The sequence below is a fragment of the Pontibacter beigongshangensis genome, assembly GCF_014332515.1.
Classification (GTDB): domain Bacteria; phylum Bacteroidota; class Bacteroidia; order Cytophagales; family Hymenobacteraceae; genus Pontibacter; species Pontibacter beigongshangensis.
Window position 1 is genome coordinate 76,890 of record NZ_VFSD01000022.1, and the last position, 19,124, is coordinate 96,013.

Consider the following 19,124-nt stretch of genomic DNA (forward strand, 5'->3'; position numbering starts at 1 on the left):
TTCTAATTTTTTAGTGGGAAGAGCGCAAGGTTTGAGGTATAGCCATCTGATCAGGTGGCCTTCAGCATTCTTGAAGTTACCAGCAGTTGCCCTACATGGCGCTGCGTATGCTCGGCGGCGTGCACCAGCAGGCCAAAAACGGTGGAAGGAAGCTTTGCCCGGCCCACGCCTCGCGGCTCCGGCAGCGCCTCCTCGCTTGTGGCACGCAACTGCTCCAGCGCCTTGTCTACCTGCTTATGGAACTGCTGCACCAGCGTCTGCACCTGATCCGGGGCCGCTATCGGTTTGCCTTCTGAGGCCAGCGCCTCCAGTTGCTGCGGAGTCAGGGTCTCGCCGCGGGCGTAGGTAAACAGCCGGTCGAGCACGCCAGCCAGGTGCTGCAGGTGGAACCCTACGGCAGCAACTCCAGCCGGCCGCTCCCAAAGCAACTGCTCCGGAAAATCCTGCATGTAGGTAGTTACCTCTTCCCGGGCCTGCAGCAGTGCCTGCGCCAGGGGTTGCAGATAAAAAGGCATATCAGGCAGCGGCCCGCGCAGCCACACCTCCAGTTTCTGATTTTCAGCCATAGTAAACAAGTTATTTATAGTATGAAAAAAGACCCTTTCAGGAGTTAAAAGTTGCTTACTTCTATAATTCCGCGCCTGCCATTCATTTCCAAATCCTCACATCTTCAATTCAACAAGCAACCCAAATTATTTAAATGAAAAAGTGCCTCCAGAGGCTTTTCTGCTGCTGCTCAAAGCAGGCCTTTGTCGCGCCTGTTGAGGTACTGCAGCACGTCCGGCACTGAGGCCAGATCGCCTTTGGCCTGGTACAGCCGGATGCGCTCCACCTCACCCGCTATCAACGCTGCCCTGGTGCCCGACACGGTACCCTGAGAGTGCACCACCTCCTCCTGCCAGGGCATTGCCTGCCCCGGACAGCTATAAATGCGAAGCGCCGGGTACTGCTGCAACGCCACGGTAACGGCTGTCATAAACGCACGTGGCTGCTGAAACGGGGCCGCCGTTACCACCAGGCTCTTAAACCGCCGTTCTCTGGCAAGCGCCACCACCGACTGCGCCTCAATCAGGGTGTGCAGGATACCCGTATCACGTGGAACAGGCGGCACCGGCACCAGCGAATCGTCAGGTATTCCCTGGTCCAACAGCTTTTCTCTCCAGTTTCTGAAGCCGCCGTAGCCGCTCATAGGGTCGGTATCCAGAAAAAGTATACGGCCCGGCTGCTCCCTGGCCAGCAACTGGTGGGCGGCCGCAAATACAGAAGCCTCGTTGTCAGGCGTCTGTCCATAAAGAAAATGTCCATCTGCAGGCGCAGCTGGCAGCGTGTCACAAAGCGTGCGAATAATTAGCTCTTCTATCATAGCTTGTTTTCTACGGATTAGCAACGGTAAGTTTGGCCTGGCACTGAAAAAAGCAGGAGGGTGCAAACCGAAATAAAAATTCCTGCGCCTAAAAATCGTGCCTCCTAAAGATAGCGAAGCATTTCGGGAAGATAAACAGGTTTAACATCTCGCCCCGGCATTGCCTCGTTCTTTCTTATCCCCCTTCGTTCTCAGCACAGAAAGCCATTTCTGATTTTTATTCTGGTGAAGCACCACCTTCCGTATCACCTGTCAAAAAATGGCAGTATATTCGATTTTACCGGTAACTTTTTCATCAAAACCAACAGCAGCACTTGCCCTACAACCGTATATTGCAGTGGCGGCACAACCACCGTAGCAGCAGCGAATAATCAACCTTTTCTTCACCTTCAATTCTAGCTCCATGAAACCTAAAATCAAGCCAAAGGCTTTGCTGCTGGCCCTGCTATTCCCCTTTTTTCTGGCATCTGCCCACGGGCAGCAAAAACCGCTGGATGTAGGGATCCGCTTTCAGAAGACCCTGGACATGTATTACGAAAACGGGCTGACCGCGCAGTATGCGCTCAGCGAGCGCTGGGCCGTGGGTGCACACTACATCAGCAGCCGCTTAGGCTCGGCCATGGGGTCAAACGCCATTAAGCAGGACAATATTTTTGTATCGGGGGCCTACCTGTTCCGGCCTCAGCGTTCGCTACGGCCCTTTGTGCGGGCTAATGTCGGTTTTTTCAGGGCTGATTATGAGGCCGAGATTTTCGATAACCTGCCAAACACCTCTCCTCTCGCCTCGCTGGAGACGGGCCTCACCTACCCCATTACACCACCACTGAAAGTGACAGGATCGGTTGGCTACAATGCCATTACAGGCGATGGCACGAAAGGCCCTGGCACGCTTTTCCCTGTTTTTTACCAGCTTAGCTTTACCTGGAACATGTTTAATCAGACTGCCCCATGAAAAAATACTTACTCATACTCCTGACCGGGCTGCTCTTCATCTCGTGCGATAAAGATCCTGACCTGGAAGACCATATGCTCGACAGCGGGCTTCGGTTCGACCAGTCTGTTTACGAGCCGGAGAAATTCCTGGTCTCTTATGCCAATCCTAACCCGACGCCTGCCGAAGCCCAGAGACCTGTATTAATTGCCATTCACGGCTACAGCGCCTCTACCTTCGAGTGGAGCGAGTTCCGCACCTGGGCCGGTGGCCGCACCGACTTTGCCATTTCGCAGGTGCTCATGGGCGGCCACGGCCGCTCCTACCAATCTTTTAAAGAAGCCACCTGGAAAGACTGGCGCCAACCCATTATGGAGGAGTATGAGCGGCTGGAGCAGGCAGGCTACCAGAACATAAGCTTTGCGGGCTCCTCCACCGGCTGCACCCTGGTGCTGGAGATGCTGGCCAACGGGTATTTTAACAACCGCATACAGCCACGGCATATCTTTTTTGTGGACCCGAATATTATTGCTTCCGATAAAATTCTGTCGTTGGTTGGGGTGGTGGGGCCTATAATTGGCTACACAGAAGCAGAGCACACAGCAGGAGAAGCCCAGTACTGGTACCGCTTCCGCCCTTACGAAACCCTGAAGGAACTCCGCAGCCTGCTGAACAAGGTGCGCAAGGAGCTGCAGAAAGGCATTACGCTACCTCCAAACACTTCCCTGAAAGTGTATAAAGCTGAAAAAGACGACGTAACCGATCCGGTAGGAGCCGTTCTGATCTACAAAGGCGTAAAAACCAGCGATGGCAAAACAGTCGACATCAGCATGATCCCCTCAAACCTGCACGTGTTCACACGCCTCGAGCACCGCGAGGGCACCATCACCACCCAGGACGGCGACAACCAACAACAGGTATTCGAGGATATGGCAACCCGCCTGGTACGGTAGATCAGTTACAAGGGCAGCAGCAACTTAATGTGCTGTTTTTATAATTTGAGTGAGTGAAGACAGCATCAACTCTTATCTTTTACCTACTCAAGTCCTGATGCAGAAAAGGAGTCTATCATCTAAACCCTGGCTCTGTAAGAACAGCAGCAAAGCCTCTGGAGGGCCTTTTTCATTAGAATAATTTAACCCGGCACAAACGCTCGCAGGAGCTGCGCACGCTGCGAGGTCTATCGGTTTCTTTAAAGCTTACCCCGGAAGGTATTGATGCTGCCGTTGCCTTTAACCTGGATAGCCTCCGCAGATCCGGCGCAGGAACTACCTTCTGCACCAGCCGCTACAGCCGGGTTCATCTTAAACCGTGCTTTGCGGTGCAGGTTCAGCGCCTGCGGGTCCTGGTCTTGCAGCCTGATTTCGGCACGATCGCTGATGCACACGTAGCCTCCCCGCGCTACGGTAATGCGTCCGTTGTTTTGCAAATTAACAAGAGCTTCGGCAGGCAGGTGCAGGGTGCCTCCACGCTCTACCGTAATGCGATAATTATCGATGGTGGTACCTCGGAGTTCCAGCAAACCACCGTCTTTCACCTGAATGCCGCGTTGCCAGGTTTCGGGTGAGAAGGCTTTCAGGTGCCCCTGCAGCACCAGCCTGCCTCCTTTGTTGATGGTAACACCCGAGAGGAGCGGCATGGTAAGCGCACAGGCAATGGTCAGGTCGCCGCCCTGGTTCAGTACCAGGTCCTGGTAGAGGCGTATGTCAAAATCCCAGAATTCTTTAGAAGTGAGGGCGTAGGGTACGGGAGAGTAGGTATCGGCCAAGTATTTACGGGTATCGGCGAGGGCGGAGGCACGGTGCATGATGCCCGCCTGCATCGGCGAGATATAAGTAAAATGATCCGGGGCGAACATCATCAGATTATTGGTTACGCCGTCTCCTACCTCTGCAAAGGGGTCTGTTTCCCAGCCTTTGTTTTTGTGCGGACAGTTTTCGGTATAAATATCTTCGAGGTAGTCGCGGCTGTTGCAGTAGAAGCCTTCGAAGAGGTGCTGCAGGTCGAGGGTGTGCGCCATTTCGTGTGCAAAAACAGTAGCGCTCGGGAAAGCCTTGTGCTTGAGCAGCATCACATACGAATCGCCGTTGAAGTTGGTGTAGCTGGGAGACCGGGTAAAACCATTCGCTCCCATGGTTAAGGTGCCGGTGGCTTTGGCGCCGGTGCCTCCGCCTCCTTCCAGGCTCACCTTCACTTCCGGCTGGTAATACAGGCCTTTACTGATCAGTTTGATCTCCGTTACTTTTCCGTTCTCCACCACGGCAGTCGCCCTGGCACTACGCGGTGTAAAAACCACTTTGGGGGCAGATGTATAGCCGGAGCCGCCGTCTGTAAGCTCAATCTTGTCTACTTTGGCCATGTAGTAGCCATCGGTAAAGAGAATGTTCAGTTGGTTGGCGCGCTCCGGATCTGTCTGTTTTATTTTTTTGAGCAGCAGAGCCGAATTGTGGCTTCGGTATAAGGAATCGCTTTGGTAAAAAAAGATACGCTCCTGCCCCGGCGGACCGATGTCGAACCGGAAGCGGGTATCGTTGTTGGGCAAGGGCTCGGTGCCGGCAACAGGATCAGAGGGGGCTATTACATTGCTGTATATCTCGTTCAGGCGGGCTACATACTGCAGCAGTGCTGCCCGGTCCTCGGGCGTGTCCTGAAAATTGCCCGTGCCATCAGCCCGCTGAAAAATATTGAAACTCAGCTGCACCACCTTCAGCGGTGCGTTTTGCAGCGGTTGGTCACCGCCTCTCGGAATCCACGTTTTCAGGTTGCTGTAAAAATCGTAGTCGCCAGATTTGTTGGGGGTGCAGGCTGTTTGCTTCATGCCGCTTGCTGGCGCCGCCCCCTGCCCTGAAACTGAAATAGCAGGGATCGTTAGCAGAAGGTACAGAATTAGTCTTTTCATCCAATAGTGTATTTCGGGGAGAGGCAGTTGCTGCCCCTTTTAATCATCAGGTTACAGTTGCCAACATTTCCTTGTCCGAAGCTGGCCTCGCCAGGCAACGTTAGAACCGTTCCTGTATACCCTATCAAAAACAGAACCGTTCTGTTCTGTGGCCTTATTTTGCTCATCCGGGGCACTCTTTAGCCTTAACGCCATCTGATAATACAGCAAAAACTACAATGCTGTAAGCCTCGGAGGCATGGCTTCTATATAAATTAAACAATTTTGTTAGTTTCGTTCATTTATAAGGCCCTATATTTGTTCAGTAAGTTAAGTTGTCGCCTTCCTATGATTCTATTCGAAAGTCCTGCCATCCGGCTAAATTACGCTCCCGCCACCGACATCCTGACGGCGGACCTGTCGGGTATGCATGAGTTTTATTTGCTGGAGGTGCGGGAGGCGCTCCGCACGATTGTAGAAACCGTAAGGCACTATGATGTGAAGCGACTCCTGATGGACTCACGCAAGCGGCTGCTAAAAATTGACCCCGTCAGCTACAAAGCGCTCATGACCGATTTTGGAATGGAGTTGAACAGCACGCGCCTGCAGAAGTTTGCCCGGATACGTTCTGATGTAACAGCCAGAGAAGAACTGGCGCTTTTTATTCAGGAACAGGTCGCCACAAACTTCACCCTCCGCACTTTTAACGACAAAGACAAGGCGCTGGAATGGCTGATGACACATTAAGGAGATGCAGCTATCATATAGCTGCTGCCATTCTTAATTTAAAGATAAACTGATCCTTGTTCTCGCGCTCGTCTCCAGACGCGCGGGAAACATTATGGCGTAAGATCAATCATTTACTCATGAGCAGGGGGTGCTGTAGCAAGCAACTTTGCGACAGCACCCCCTGCTTTATTGTTAAGCCCTTCTGCCAAAACAGCCAATCAGCAATATTAAACGCTGCAGCAGCAGAGCCTCAGGAGGGCTGTTTTCATTACAATAATTCCATTTAAAAGGGCGTTTCCTTCCACAACTTGCAGATTCTCCTACACTTGTGGCATCACTAATTTCACTTACAAACCAATTTCCGCTTGCTGCCGGATGTCCTGCGAAGAGCTGCCGGCCATGATGGTAAAGTTGCCCGGCTCCAGCACCCACTGCATTTTAGCTTCGTCGAAATACTGGAAAGCTTCTTTGGGCAGCGTGAACGAGACTTCTTTCGATTCCCCCGGCTTCAGGAAAACCTTGCTAAAGGATTTCAACTCTTTTTCAGGGCGCTTTACGGCTGCTTCTGTGTCTTTTACATAAAGCTGCACCACTTCGGCACCTGCTGCTTTGCCCGTGTTTTTCAGGGTAATTGTAACCCCTACGCCGTCAGCATTTTTAGCGGCCTTCAGGTTGCTGTAGCCAAAGGTGGTGTACGAAAGCCCATGCCCAAACCCGAACTGAGGAGCAACTTTATAAGTGTCGTGGTAGCGATAGCCTACAAAGATGTCTTCACGGTACTCAACATTCAGGGTATCTTTGTCGCCCGGATACTCGCCCAGTGCGTGTGCCGGCGAATCCTGCAACTTTTTAGGGTAGGTAACCGGCAGTTTACCTGACGGGTTAACCTCACCGAAAAGCACTCTGGCAATCGCAGTGCCGCCTTCCATGCCCGGGTACCAGGCCTGCACAATGCTACTGGTGCGGTTCACCCACTGGGTCATATCTAAAGGTCCTCCTCCGATCAGCACCACTACCGTGCGCGGGTTCGCTTTCAGTACGGCATCGAGCAACTGATCCTGCGCGAACGGCAAATCCATGTTCGGTTTGTCGGCTCCTTCGGCATCAAAGGCACCTCCATCCCAGCTGTCGGTATAGCCATGCGTCCAGCCACCTACATACACCACTACCTCGGCTCCTTTTGCGGCATTTACTGCCTCGTCTATCAGCTGCTGATTTGCTTTTTCCTGGCGTGTTACCTCAAAGCCGGGGGCATAGGTTACGGCTACTCCACTGCCGGCTACTCGTTTTATTCCTTCCAGGGGGGTTACTTCATAGGGGGCGCGCACCTGCGAACTTCCGCCGCCCATGGCTTGCTTGCGGGTGGCGTTGGCCCCGATCACGGCAATAGATTTTACAGTGCTTTTATTCAGGGGCAGCAGGTTTCCTTCGTTTTTGAGCAGCACGAGGGCTTCTTCGGCCACCTTCAGGGCAGTTTGCTGGTGCGCCCGTGTCGACAAGGCTCCCTCGGTGCGGGAACCGTTTATCATGTTAGTGCTGTACATAACCCGCAGGATACGCCTTACTTTATCATCAATCAATTTCTCGTCTACCTGCCCGCTTTTTACCAGGCTCAGTAGCGTGTCGGCCATCAGGAATTTGCTGTAATCGATGTTGGGCATCTGCAGCAGGTCAGTTCCCATTTCAATGTCATTGCCATACAGGGCTGCCTCCATGGTGTTTTGCACGGCTCCCCAATCGCTCATCACCAGGCCTTTAAACCCCCACTCCCCTTTCAATATCTTGTTTACCAGGTACTCGTTGTGCGTGGCGTATTGCCCTCTGAATCTGTTGTAAGCGCCCATTACGGTGAGCACGCCACCTTCCTCTACCGCAGCTTTAAAACCAGGCAAATACAGTTCGCGCAGGGCCCGCTCGCTCATCTCCACATTTACCTCGGCCCGCTTTATTTCCTGGTTGTTGGCGGCAAAGTGCTTAACGCAGGCGGCAATGCCCTGGTCCTGCACCCCTTTAATATAGCCCACCACCAGCTGCGACACCAGGTAGGGGTCTTCGCTCAGGTACTCGAAATTGCGGCCATTGAGCGGCGTGCGCATGATGTTGATGCCTGGCCCCAGCATCACGTCTTTGCCCCTGGCTTTGGCTTCGCTGCCCAACACGGCGCCGTACTCGTACCCTAAATCCGGGTTCCAGGTGGCAGCCAGGGCAATACCGGTGGGCAGGTAGGTGGCAGAGTCGTTGCCGGCGTTGTCGAAGCTCCAGTCGCGGCCATGCTCCGGCCGCACGCCATGTGGTCCATCCGACATGGTGAGTTCCGGAATGCCCAGTCGCTCCACCCCGCCTGAGGTAAAGGAGCTAGAACCGTGCAGCATATTTATTTTCTCCTCGAGCGTCATCAGGCTGATCAGCGAATCTATCTGTGCCTCGTTTGCCATCAGGGCCAGCTTGTTTGGCAGTTCCTGCGCTTTGTCGGAGGTGGAGCAGGAACTGGTGGCCATTACTACAGCCAGTCCCAAAGCCGAAAAACAACCAGTTAATGCGCTTCTTATGTTTCTGTTTTCCATTATGAATAGGTTGATGTTTTTGCCAGGTAATCAGGTTAATTAACCTGCCCAAATGTCAGAAATAACAAGCATTTGCAAGGGATGATATAGTTCGGATTGAAGCACTAAATGTTAACACCCGCCCGGGATATGGAAATTGTTCGCCTTTTTGCTGTTAACTGATGAGGCTGGAGGCAGGAAATGTAAATAACAAAGAGAAGGTGGTGGTAGCAGTAAGGTTTGCCTGCCGGTTTAATAGCAGCAGCGGCAGTAACCTCTGGAAGGGCATTTTGATTAGAATAATTCGCCAGAAACCTGCAAACACGAAAGTTCAAACAGCAAAACAAAATAGGTGAAGCAGTCACTTGTCTCCGGGCAGGCACAAGAAAAAAGCCTCTTGCTGTTGGCGGGTATCAACCACCAACAGCAAGAAGCTCTATCGTCTTCTTTGTTGCGTGAACTCAGAGACTAAAAAGTATTGGACTGCCTAATTTTTAACAAGCGTAAAATGTTGCTTTTCGTCATTCACCGAAACGTTGAGGAGGTATATACCGGGTTTCAGTTTAGCCCCTGCTTTTACCAAGCCGGTGCCACTTCCCCGCTCTACTACCCGGCCCAGCTGGTCGGTAACGGTGTACGCAAAAGCTCCTTCTGTTTCTATCATAAATACATCAGCAGAAGGGTTCGGGTAAATGAGTGCTGCAACCGATGGCTCACGCTGCTGTATAAGAGAGGCGCTGGTGGCACTGCTCAGCACCGGCGCCAGACGGAACTGCTGGTGCTGCGCTTCTATGTAGGCAAACTGTTTCACATTGGCTTTATCTTCCAGCGAAGCTGCTTCTACTGTAATGGACCGGCCACTGTGTTTGTTTACGATGTTGTAGTCCCCATTATCTAACCGGATAAACGCCCATTGCTGATTAGCCTGGCCACCATAGCTCCACTGCAGAATATTGGCACCTTCGGCATCAGGAGATTGGGCCTTTACGCCTATTGATTGCCCGCAGCTCACGTTTGTGATGGTGTAGTATCCTTCCCCTGCGCTGCTGAGTTTCCATTGCTGGTTTTGTGAAGCCCCAGGCATTCGCTGCACGATATTAGCCGTACCATTGGAGCTGGTGCAGGAGCCGTTTAAATCCAGGGCCATGGCGCTATGCAAAGCTGTTATCGTGTAAACGCCATCCAGCGGCATGGGGGTGGCCTCGGCGGCATTAGAATTGGTTACGCCGGTTGCATCCGTTATTTTAATCCAGTACCAGTAGGTTACGCCATTTTCTACTGCCCTATCTGTGTAGGCCCGGATGTCTCCTCTTAGCGAAGTAATGCGTGTTCTGCCGGCAGGGTTAGCGTCGGTATCGCGGAACAGCTCCAGGGAGGTAATGTTGTCGATGTTCTCAACGGTCCAGCTGAGGTCTACCATGCCGTCGGTTCCCTGGGCAGCAAGCACAACCGATTTGGGAGGTGGTGGCACCACTACTCCCTGTGGCGTTGCCTGTGCTGCATTTGAACCAGGCGTGCTGCCATCAACGGCAATTACTTTTAACCAATACCAGTAAGGGGTTCCGTTCGTAACCGTCAGGTCGGTGTAACTGGTAGTAGTGGCGCTTACTATACCAATCCGCGTCCTTCCGCTTGGGTTAGAATCCGTATCGCGGTATATTTCTACCTGCCGGATATCCACGTTCTTAATTACCCAGGAAAGGTCTACCTTACCATCGCCTGGGGCTGCAGAGAGCTCCACCATGGCAGGAAGAGGAGGCAGTACCACAGGAGCTGGTGCAGCACTGGCTACGGCAGAGTGTACCACCGCTCCCTCGGCATCAGTTCCTTTTATCTGGTAATAATAAGTTGTGCCATTGGTCAAGCCTCCATCAGTATACGATTTTACTGCTCCAGCTAAAGTAGCCACCAATGTACTGGCTGCCAAATCGGGGCTTGTACTGCGATAGATCTCTACACTGGCGGGAACAAAGTTGTTAGCTGACCAGCCCAGGAATACTTTAGCATCACCTCCTCGTACCGTCAGGTAGACAGCAGGTAGCGCACCGCCGGGATTCTCAGCTAAAGCAATGGCAGGAACTGGCGGCGCTGCCATGTCCTCGCCTACATAAAAGCTGGTATGAGGCGGCTGGTTGTAGGCCACATTCTGCCAGGCAATGGATGTCCGGTACTGCGAATCGTGCATAAAAGTATAAAACCGGTGGGTAGTAGGGGCAGTGGTAGTGAAGACCAGCAGTTCGCTGTTATTGCTGTGCCGGTAAATCACCTCTTCCCGCCAGTCGCCCAGGATGTCGGCACTTAAACCTGGGTTAGCTTTGGTACTGTTGTTTCTTTCAGCACCAAAATCATGGGCCGAGAGTAGTCTTTCCTGTGTGCCGCTGGTGTAGTTCCACTTGTCTATTACTGTGCCGTCCAGCAGTTCGCGCTGCAGGTCACCATCCCACCAGGCACCGAAGTTCATACTGCCTGGCCTGGCAGCAGAAATCTCCACACCTTGTGCCGTATACAAACCGCCTCTTGGCCCCCAGGCTTCGTTACCCTTATACCGGGGGTCGATGTCGGCGGTCATGGCACGGCCAATATCGCCGGTGGTTGGCACGCCCCAGAGCTTCTCGCCTGTGCCGGCGTCGCGCATCCACAAACCATTTCCATCATAAGAACTCTGGGACTCATGTGCAGTCCACGATTCCAGCCCGGGACGATCAGGGTCCAGGTCGCCTACATGCTGAGCATCGCCGTGGCCCAGGCCGGTGGTGTATAAGCCGGTGCCATTATCGTCGATCGCCATAGACCCGAAAACCACTTCATCCCTGCCGTCGCCATCCACATCGTTTATGCTTAAGCTGTGGTTGCCCTGCCCTGCATAGGCACCGTTACCGTTCGTGTCGCTATCAAAAACCCAGCGTTGGGTTAACTGCCCATTGCGCCAATCCCAGGCCACAAGCACTGCACGCGTATAGTAGCCGCGCGTAAACAACAGGCTGGGTCGCTGACCATCGAAATACCCAACGCCAGCCAGGAACCGATCTACGCGGTTGCCATAATTGTCGCCCCAGCTGGCTACATTCCCTCTGCCGGGCACATAGTCTGTGGTGGCCATCGCGGCTCCGGTCTGGCCGTTAAAAATTGTTAAAAACTCAGGGCCATGCAGAATATAGCCTCCAGTGTTACGGTAGTCAACACTTGGGTCCCCAATTACGGTACCGGCTCCGTCTATGGTGCCATCGGCCGTTTTGCAGGCCAGTTCTGCTTTTCCGTCACCGTCCAGGTCGTAGACAATAAACTGGGTGTAGTGCGCCCCGGCTCTTATGTTTTTGCCCAGATCGATGCGCCACAGGTGCGTGCCGTTCATTTTGTAGGCATCCAGGTATACATTTCCGGTAAAACCTGCCTGTGAGTTGTCTTTTGCGTTGGAAGGATCCCATTTCACAATAATTTCGTACTCCCCATCACCATCCAGGTCGCCCACGCTGCAGTCGTTGGGGCTATAGGTGTAGCTTACGCCGTCGGGGGTGGATCCTCCGGCAGGCCTTTGTAAGGGTATCCTTAAATGTGGCTGCCCCCACACTGCAGACGGTGCAGAGGCCCCCAGTTCTGCGCCATTCAATACCGGCCGCACCGAATACGATTCATTTGTACTGATCTCGTCGGTATAGTTGGTGCCTCCTGTTATGGGAGCATCATTCAGCTTTGTTCCGCCGCGATAGAGGTTGAAGGCAATATCGGCCGGGTCGGTGCCCAGCAAGCGCCAGCTAATGAATACCTGGCTCGGAGATGTTCTTACCGCTACTACACCACGGCCCAGGTTTTCCATCTGACGCTGTGCCTGCACCGCCGTAACAGTAAGCAGCAGTACAAGTAACAGGCCGAGCCTGTGGCTCAGGAAATGTCGGTTAAGCCTGCATTGTGCAAGGGTGTTTTTGTTGATAAAGTGCCTTCCCCTCATATATGGAGGTTCAGCAAGAGGATTCTGTAATTCTGTTTTCATATGGCTTGCGTTATAAACTGATAAATAATCCTATTACTTTGCAGAAAAAAGGCTGTTAAGCAAAAAATGTCTTTTACAGGATTTTTTACACAACGCCTTTTTTAAAACGACCATCAGCGGCAAAGACTCACGATCATTTGTTAGCAAAATAAAACACTTCCCTTACCTATACTATCCTGTACTATCCTGCTTTTTAGGGAGATACGACAACAGATGGATCTATTTAGAAAAGCTTCTCAGATTTACACCTTGCTAATTATCCACAATCTGGTTAATGAGTTTTTATTGGCAATAGCTTAATTAATTCTGGATATTATTGAATCAAGATACCCGCCACAGATGTTATTGCTGCTTCGGAATATCTATAAAACGTCCTAAAAAATTCAAAGAAAGGGTTTTGCAGGAAATTCGACAGCTGGCATAGGGGTCATATAGCTAATTATTCTGCATTTTGGGTAGAAGCAACAGGGGGAGAGGAAGGAATGTAGGGGCCTTCCAAATTAGAAATGGATCTTGCTGTGAGTTTGCAACTTGCGGAAGTAGGCGTGAAGTTATTCTGTCTACCATCAGGTTTGTGGAGGAAAATACCTTTTCCCGAATTATAGGAACGCGTGATGGCCGGAAGCCCAAATTCTATATATAAACTTGGGTGGCCTATGTGAGTTGAAAATTCACGTCATAGTGATACCACGAGCTGAGAGTTCGCGGAAGCAATATATCCGTAGGCTATTGCACACCGATTATTTAAATGAAAAAGGCCCTCCGGAGCTAATCTTGTAGGGAAAAGCAGGTTGCTGGTGCGAGCTTGCCGCTCGTACCAAATGTTCCTTACGGCTACAGCCTATGAGAATTGATCTAAAACAAGCTGCTTTGGCCCCTTCTGGAAAGGTAGTGGTATGAAAGTACGAGTGGCAAGCTCGCACCAGCCCAAAATTCAGGAAACAGAAGCCTTATTTTTCCCTACAAGATGAGCTCCGGAGGCACTTACTCTCTGCTGCTGCCAGCACACTCTCTTCTTATTTTTTCATGATCCGGACGGTGCGGGTATGGTTCTTCTGTGTAAAGGTGAGCAGGTAAATACCGGGTGGCAGGGCTGCTCCGATCTCACAGGCCCCTGCACAGGATCCTGCCTCTACCAACTGACCGACCAAATTCACGATTTTGTAATTAAAAGCAAGGGAGGACTGCAGGTGCAGCTCCTGCGCAAATGGGTTTGGCCAGTATGCAATATTCAGGTCGGTTTCCAGGGAATCGGCCAATAGGGAAGTTGTGTGCTGTATATCGCCGTACACGATGCCTCTGCCGCTGGTGGCGAGGTAAACACGGCCGAAGATGCGCGGGTCGCCGGTGATGTCGTTTATTCCGCCAAACTGGTGCTGCGTATCGTTTAGCTGCAGCCAGGTGGCCCCGGCATCGTCGGAACGGAAAAAGCCAACGATGTTGTTCACCTTCCCCACTATAAACACGGCCGGATACGTACTGCCTGCTGCTGCTTTCCCGAAGCCCACTTTTGTCGCCTCCTGCACATTGCTCACTTTAGCAAAGCTGCCACCTGAGTTGGTGGAGCGGTAAAGCCCACTGACTGTGTTGGTGAGCCAGATATCGCCTTCCACACCCGGAGCCGGGTAAACCATGGAGGCCCAAAGCTGCCAGTCGGCTACGATAGGCAAGCCGCTGGTGCCTGCCGCAAAGTTCGCTCCTTTGTTCGTGCTCACCAGCACCTGCCCTGCCATGGCATCGTACGCGTACACTTTATTGGCATTTACACGGTCAGCAGCCACTTTCAGGTTGGCCTTGCCCGCCCCTGCCGGCACTGCCCAGGATGCGCTCCTGTTGGCCGACTGATACACAGAGGAAACGCCGGCAGGAGCCCAGACCATGGCTGCGCCATCGGCGGTAACGGCAATATTGCCACCTCCGGTTACGCCTGCCGGGTGGCTGGCAAAAGGAGCCCAGGAGGTACCACCATCGGTAGAGAAAGCGCCGAAATGAGCCTCGGACTGGAAATGAGTGCGCACCATAAAAGCAGGTAGGTTGGCAGCGAAGTCTATCCAGGTGTTGGTACCGTAGCGGGGTGCAAGCCGGCCGGCCACAGGCGATTCATCCAGGTTATCGTGGCGGAAACCGTCTATATCGCCCAGGGCACTAAGCAGATGCGCTCCGGCAGGCGGACTAATGAGCTTCAGGGGCACTGTCTCTTCCAGGCCTTTGTTCTGAAACACCCAGTTTACAGGCTGCTGCTGATTTGCTCCTGCCAGGTTGGTGCTGTTGAAAACACCGTAGCCAGTCACGAACCAACTTTTGTTGCTGTTGAAGGGATCTATGGCCAGGTCCGCGAGCCAGTGTGGGTTCGAAGCGGCTGCATAAGGTGCTGCGCTATGGTCGTAGGTGGCTGTTTCGAGCAGCGGACGCCAGGTAGTGCCGGCATCGGTGCTGCGATACACTTCATCGCGGGGCCACCACCTGTTCAGGGTCGACACCATGAGGGTGCCCGGTTGCTGCGGATCAAGTGCCAGTCCTGCAAAACCGCCCTGACCAGCCGGCAAGGCGAGGGTGGTCCAGTTGCCGGTGGCGGTGTTGAGTTTCCGGACAGCGCCTGCAGTAACCCCGTTTGGCCCGGGGCCATCGGCATAGGTGATGTACAGGGTGCCATCTGCTGCCAAAGCTGCCTGGTGAGGCATCAAATTGGTTATCTGGTTGGGCACGGCCGCCCAGGTGGCACCAGCATCGGTGCTACGGTAGAGGTTTTCTCCTCCCTTCCTTAAAACACCGACATAGATGGTTTGTGTGGCAGCCCCGGCTGTTCCGGAGCCTTTGTCGAACAACACGAAAGCAATGCCTCCGGCGGCCGGAGCCATGCTGCTAACCGGAAAACTTGTGACTTTAGCCCAGGTAACTCCGTAGTTGGTGCTCTTCCAGAGACCGTCGGTGGTGGTGCCCAGGAAGAGGGTACTGTTCCGGTTGGGGTCCACCTGCAGCCGCTCGCCAGTGGAGCGTCCGTCTTCGTTCCCGCCCAGTTTTATGGAGAGCGGGCTCCTGGTCCAGGTGTTTCCTCTGTCTGTAGAAGATAAAATAGCGGCAGTGCCAGCCCAGGATTGTGAGTAAAGGCCGGTAGCCAGATACAGCCTGTCCGGATCTACAGGGTCTGTAGCCAGGCTGAGCACACCGGTGTAGTTCTCTTCGGTGCGGTTCAGGTGGTCGAGTAACGGAACCCAGCTAGCAGTGGCGGCATTCCAGCGGTAGGCCCCACCAACATCGGTGCGGGCATAGAGCAGGTCTTTCTCTGTTTGGTTATAGATGATGCCTGTCACAAAGCCACCGCCGTTTATCTGCACATTTCTCCAGTGGTAGGTTTCACTGGACTGGGCCCTGCCTTGAGCCATGCCCATACAGCAGCATAGTACCAGCAGACGCAGGCTTTTCTGAAGTGATTTGGCGAGCCCTGGTTGCTTTGAAATAAATAGATTTATCTTCATAGGATCTTCACCAAATTAGTAATTAAAGACTATGGTTGCACAGTGTATTGCCGGAGGAGTTCAGAAGCAATTATTTGAATAAAAAAGGCCCTTCCGAGGCTTTTTCAGGATACAGGACATAGGCATCACGTATCACGATACTCGTATCAGGTGGTACAACTCAAGGCACAAGACCTTTTAAAGAGTTAAGAGTTAAGAGTTTTCTGAGCTTGCGCTGGCAATTCATTTCCAAATCTTCACATCTTCAATTAACCATTTAACGATCAGCAATTAAATTATTCTAATGATTTAGCCCCTCCAGAGGCATTTAATTGCTGCTGCCCCGGCTGCCAGGCGTCTGGGGTTATGAGCGCCCGCGGGAGGTGCGTCTGCATGCTTACCTGGTTATTTTTATCGTGACGCTGGCACTCTCCAGCCCCTCGGAGGTGACCGTGCATTTAACAGTTCCGGTTTCTTCCTGTGCCTGCAGGATGGCGAGGCAAAGGCCTTTAAAGGCTTTTCGCTTGTCGGCTTTAAAGGGTTCCATGCTGGTTTGAAGGCCGTTGTCTACGCCGGCGATGGTGGCTTTTCCGTCTACCTTAAACTGCACCAGGTTGTCGGCGCGGGGCACCAGGTTTCCGTCTTTGTCCTCAATCCTGACGGTTACAAAAGCCAGGTCTTTGCCATCTGCCTGTAAGTTTTCCCGGTCTACCTCGAGCACAATTTTAGCTGCTGCTCCGGCTGTTCTGATTTCTTTGGTCAGCACTTCTTCCTCGCCTTTTCTGGAAACGGCTCTTAAGGTTCCGGGCTGGTAGGGCACACGCCACATCACGTGCAGGTCGTCGTTCTGCTTCCTTTTAATACCCAGCGACTGGTCGTTCAGGAACAACTCCACCTCGTCGGCATTGTTGTAGTAAGCCCATACATCCACGGTTTTGCCGGGTTGCCAGTTCCAGTGCGGGAATATGTGCAGCACCGGTTCGCTGGTCCACTCGCTTTTGTACATGTAGTAAGTGTCTTTCGGGAAGCCGGCCAGGTCTACCACCCCAAAGTAAGAGCTGCGGGCGGGCCAGCCGTATGGTGTGGGCTCTCCCAGATAATCGAAGCCGGTCCAGATATACATGCCGGAGAGGTAGTCGTGCTTCTTGATCAGTTTCCAGGTCTCTTCGTGGGTAGAGCCCCAGGGAGTGCTCACATTGTCGTAGGCCGAAACGGTGAGGTCCTTGTTACCGTCCGTAAAAGGCTCATCCCACTTATAGGGCCAGCGGCGGATGCTGTCGGAGGGCATATCGTAGCTGCCGCGGGTGGCGAGGGCGGAGGTGGTTTCGGTGGCGATAAATTTCTGGCCCGGAAAGCTCTGCGGAAACTTCTCGAAATCTTCGTGGTGGTAGTTAAAGCCCACCAGGTCCAGTTCACCAGATTTATAGATAGAGTTGTAGGGATAAGGCTCGTTCAGGCCGGCCGTAATAGGCCGGGTGTTGTCGAGGCTTTTCACGATGCCCGCCAGTTCTGTGGCAATCGGTGTTCCTTCGGGGCCCCACTGCTCCGGAATCTCGTTGCCAATGCTCCAGACAATAATGCTCGGGTGGTTGCGGTCGCGCAGGATAAAATCCTGCAGGTCGCGTTTGTGCCACTCGTCCCAGCTGTGACTGTAATCGAACTTGCTTTTCTCCTTCTTCCACATGTCAAATACCTCATCCATCACCAGAATACCCATTTTATCGCAGAGATCGAGCAGTTCGGGCGCGGGTGGGTTGTGGGCCGTGCGGATGCTGTTGACGCCCATGCCCCGCAGTATTTCCAGCTGCCGCTCCAGCGCCCGTGTATTGATGGCGGCACCCAAGGCACCTAAATCGTGGTGGTTACAAACGCCCAGTATCTTCATGGGTTTGCCATTGAGCGAGAACCCTTTGGCCACATCGAAATTGAAGTAGCGGATGCCCAATGGCGTTTCGTAATTGTCCACGATCTTGCCCTCCTGCTCCACCAGCGTCACCACTTTGTAGAGGTAAGGCTCCTCCACCGACCATAGCGTTGGGTTAGAGACGGTCAGCTCCTGGGTCACCTCATTTTCGGATTGGGTTAATTGCACCTCATCCGATTTTACACGCATTACTTCTTTACCGGCTGCATCGTAAATAATGTTGCTTAACGCAAACCGGCCGCTCTGGCCGGAGCGGTTATTTATTTTGATGCTGACAGCCACCGTGGCTGCCTGCTCGCTTACATGTGGCGTGGTAACGTAGGTGCCCCAATGCGCCACATGCACCGGGTTAAACTTGGTGAGCCACACATTGCGGTAAATGCCGGAGCCGGAGTACCAGCGGGAGTTGGGTTGCTGCGAGTTGTCTACCTTCACGGCAATGACGTTGGCAGTGTTGCCATATTGCAGGTGCGGCGTGAGGTCGTATCGGAAGGAGATGTAGCCGTTAGGCCGCTTGCCCAGGTGCTGCCCGTTAACCCAGACTTCGCTGTTCATGTACACCCCATCAAAATCGATGTAAAAAACCTTGCCTTTATCGTCTTCGGTCAGGGTAAAGGATTTGCGGTACCAGCCAATGCCGCCGGGCAGGGCCCCTCCGCCTGTACCGGCCGGGTGACTCTCGCTGAAGCTGCCTTCTATGCTCCAATCGTGCGGCAGGTTCAGTTTGCGCCAGCCGGCATCGTTAAACTCCGGCTCCTGCGCCCCCTGCTGCTCGCCCAGGCTGAAGGTCCAGTCTTTGGTGAAGTCGGAGCGGGTACGGGCATTGGCTTCTGCCCCGCCCTCGGGCTTGGCAGATGTGCAGGAAAACATGCCAAGCAGCATGGCTACTGCCACAAACAAGGTTATGCGTTCGGGTGCTGGTAACAAGGTGGTTCTATGCATTTTTCTGGAAGATGCTACTAGATTGTAGATAATATAAAATAGATAAAAGTTAAAACTATTTGAAAATCATTTAGAGCATGTTTAAATATTAGTGAAGACAGATGTTTACTACCCCTTAAAGCAATTTTTAGGTATGAAAAATGTAATTTTCCATATCAATTCAGGTTAAATAATTCATATTAAGGGCTATTAATATTTCAGAAATTGAATATTTAAACATGCTCTTATTGTCTGAATCAGAATTTGCAGAATTTTAAAATTTTCAGAATGAAGAAAGAATACTGGCAGTGGAAAATTTCCGACAGACAATACTTACCATTCTGGCCAATCTAAAATTCTGCAAATTCTGATTCAGACAAATTATTTGAATG

General features: G+C 52.6%; 10 protein-coding genes. 3 read left to right on the forward strand and 7 right to left on the reverse strand.

Features of this window, described 5'->3' with window-relative positions; translation table 11 throughout:
• Positions 1 to 50 precede the first annotated feature (50 nt).
• Positions 51 to 566, reverse strand: a complete 516-nt coding sequence (locus FJM74_RS17050) for a DinB family protein (RefSeq protein WP_187263843.1) — start codon at positions 564 to 566, stop codon at positions 51 to 53.
• A gap of 170 nt (positions 567 to 736) precedes the next feature.
• Positions 737 to 1,363, reverse strand: a complete 627-nt coding sequence (locus tag FJM74_RS17055; protein WP_187263844.1) for a YdcF family protein — start codon at positions 1,361 to 1,363, stop codon at positions 737 to 739.
• 403 nt (positions 1,364 to 1,766) lie between these two features.
• On the opposite strand from FJM74_RS17055, the gene FJM74_RS17060 reads away from it, so the two are divergent.
• Positions 1,767 to 2,315 carry an outer membrane beta-barrel protein gene (locus FJM74_RS17060; RefSeq protein ID WP_187263845.1) on the forward strand — a complete coding sequence of 183 codons (549 nt, stop codon included), beginning with the start codon at positions 1,767 to 1,769 and terminating at the stop codon, positions 2,313 to 2,315.
• Positions 2,312 to 3,247, forward strand: a complete 936-nt coding sequence (locus tag FJM74_RS17065; RefSeq protein ID WP_187263846.1) for an alpha/beta hydrolase — start codon at positions 2,312 to 2,314, stop codon at positions 3,245 to 3,247. Before FJM74_RS17060 ends, FJM74_RS17065 begins: the two co-directional genes overlap by 4 nt.
• Positions 3,248 to 3,486: 239 nt before the next feature.
• On the opposite strand, the gene FJM74_RS17070 is transcribed toward FJM74_RS17065, so the two are convergent.
• Entirely contained in the window at positions 3,487 to 5,193 is a 1,707-nt protein-coding gene (locus tag FJM74_RS17070) for a hypothetical protein (protein WP_187263847.1), read from the reverse strand.
• A gap of 327 nt (positions 5,194 to 5,520) precedes the next feature.
• On the opposite strand from FJM74_RS17070, the gene FJM74_RS17075 reads away from it, so the two are divergent.
• Complete coding sequence (locus FJM74_RS17075; protein ID WP_187263848.1) at positions 5,521 to 5,919, forward strand: hypothetical protein; 399 nt, start codon at positions 5,521 to 5,523, stop codon at positions 5,917 to 5,919.
• Between the two features lie 329 nt (positions 5,920 to 6,248).
• On the opposite strand, the gene FJM74_RS17080 is transcribed toward FJM74_RS17075, so the two are convergent.
• The 4 genes from FJM74_RS17080 to galB all read right to left on the reverse strand — a co-directional run bounded on the left by FJM74_RS17080 (position 6,249) and on the right by galB (position 18,753).
• Positions 6,249 to 8,465, reverse strand: coding sequence for a glycoside hydrolase family 3 C-terminal domain-containing protein (locus FJM74_RS17080; RefSeq protein ID WP_206684056.1), 2,217 nt, complete (start codon positions 8,463 to 8,465; stop codon positions 6,249 to 6,251).
• A gap of 466 nt (positions 8,466 to 8,931) precedes the next feature.
• Positions 8,932 to 12,390, reverse strand: a complete 3,459-nt coding sequence (locus tag FJM74_RS22700; RefSeq protein WP_187263849.1) for a rhamnogalacturonan lyase family protein — start codon at positions 12,388 to 12,390, stop codon at positions 8,932 to 8,934.
• 1,058 nt (positions 12,391 to 13,448) lie between these two features.
• Positions 13,449 to 15,815 carry a T9SS type A sorting domain-containing protein gene (locus FJM74_RS17090; RefSeq protein ID WP_187263850.1) on the reverse strand — a complete coding sequence of 789 codons (2,367 nt, stop codon included), beginning with the start codon at positions 15,813 to 15,815 and terminating at the stop codon, positions 13,449 to 13,451.
• A gap of 469 nt (positions 15,816 to 16,284) precedes the next feature.
• Positions 16,285 to 18,753, reverse strand: coding sequence for a beta-galactosidase GalB (gene galB, locus FJM74_RS17095; RefSeq protein WP_206684057.1), 2,469 nt, complete (start codon positions 18,751 to 18,753; stop codon positions 16,285 to 16,287).
• Positions 18,754 to 19,124 lie beyond the last annotated feature (371 nt).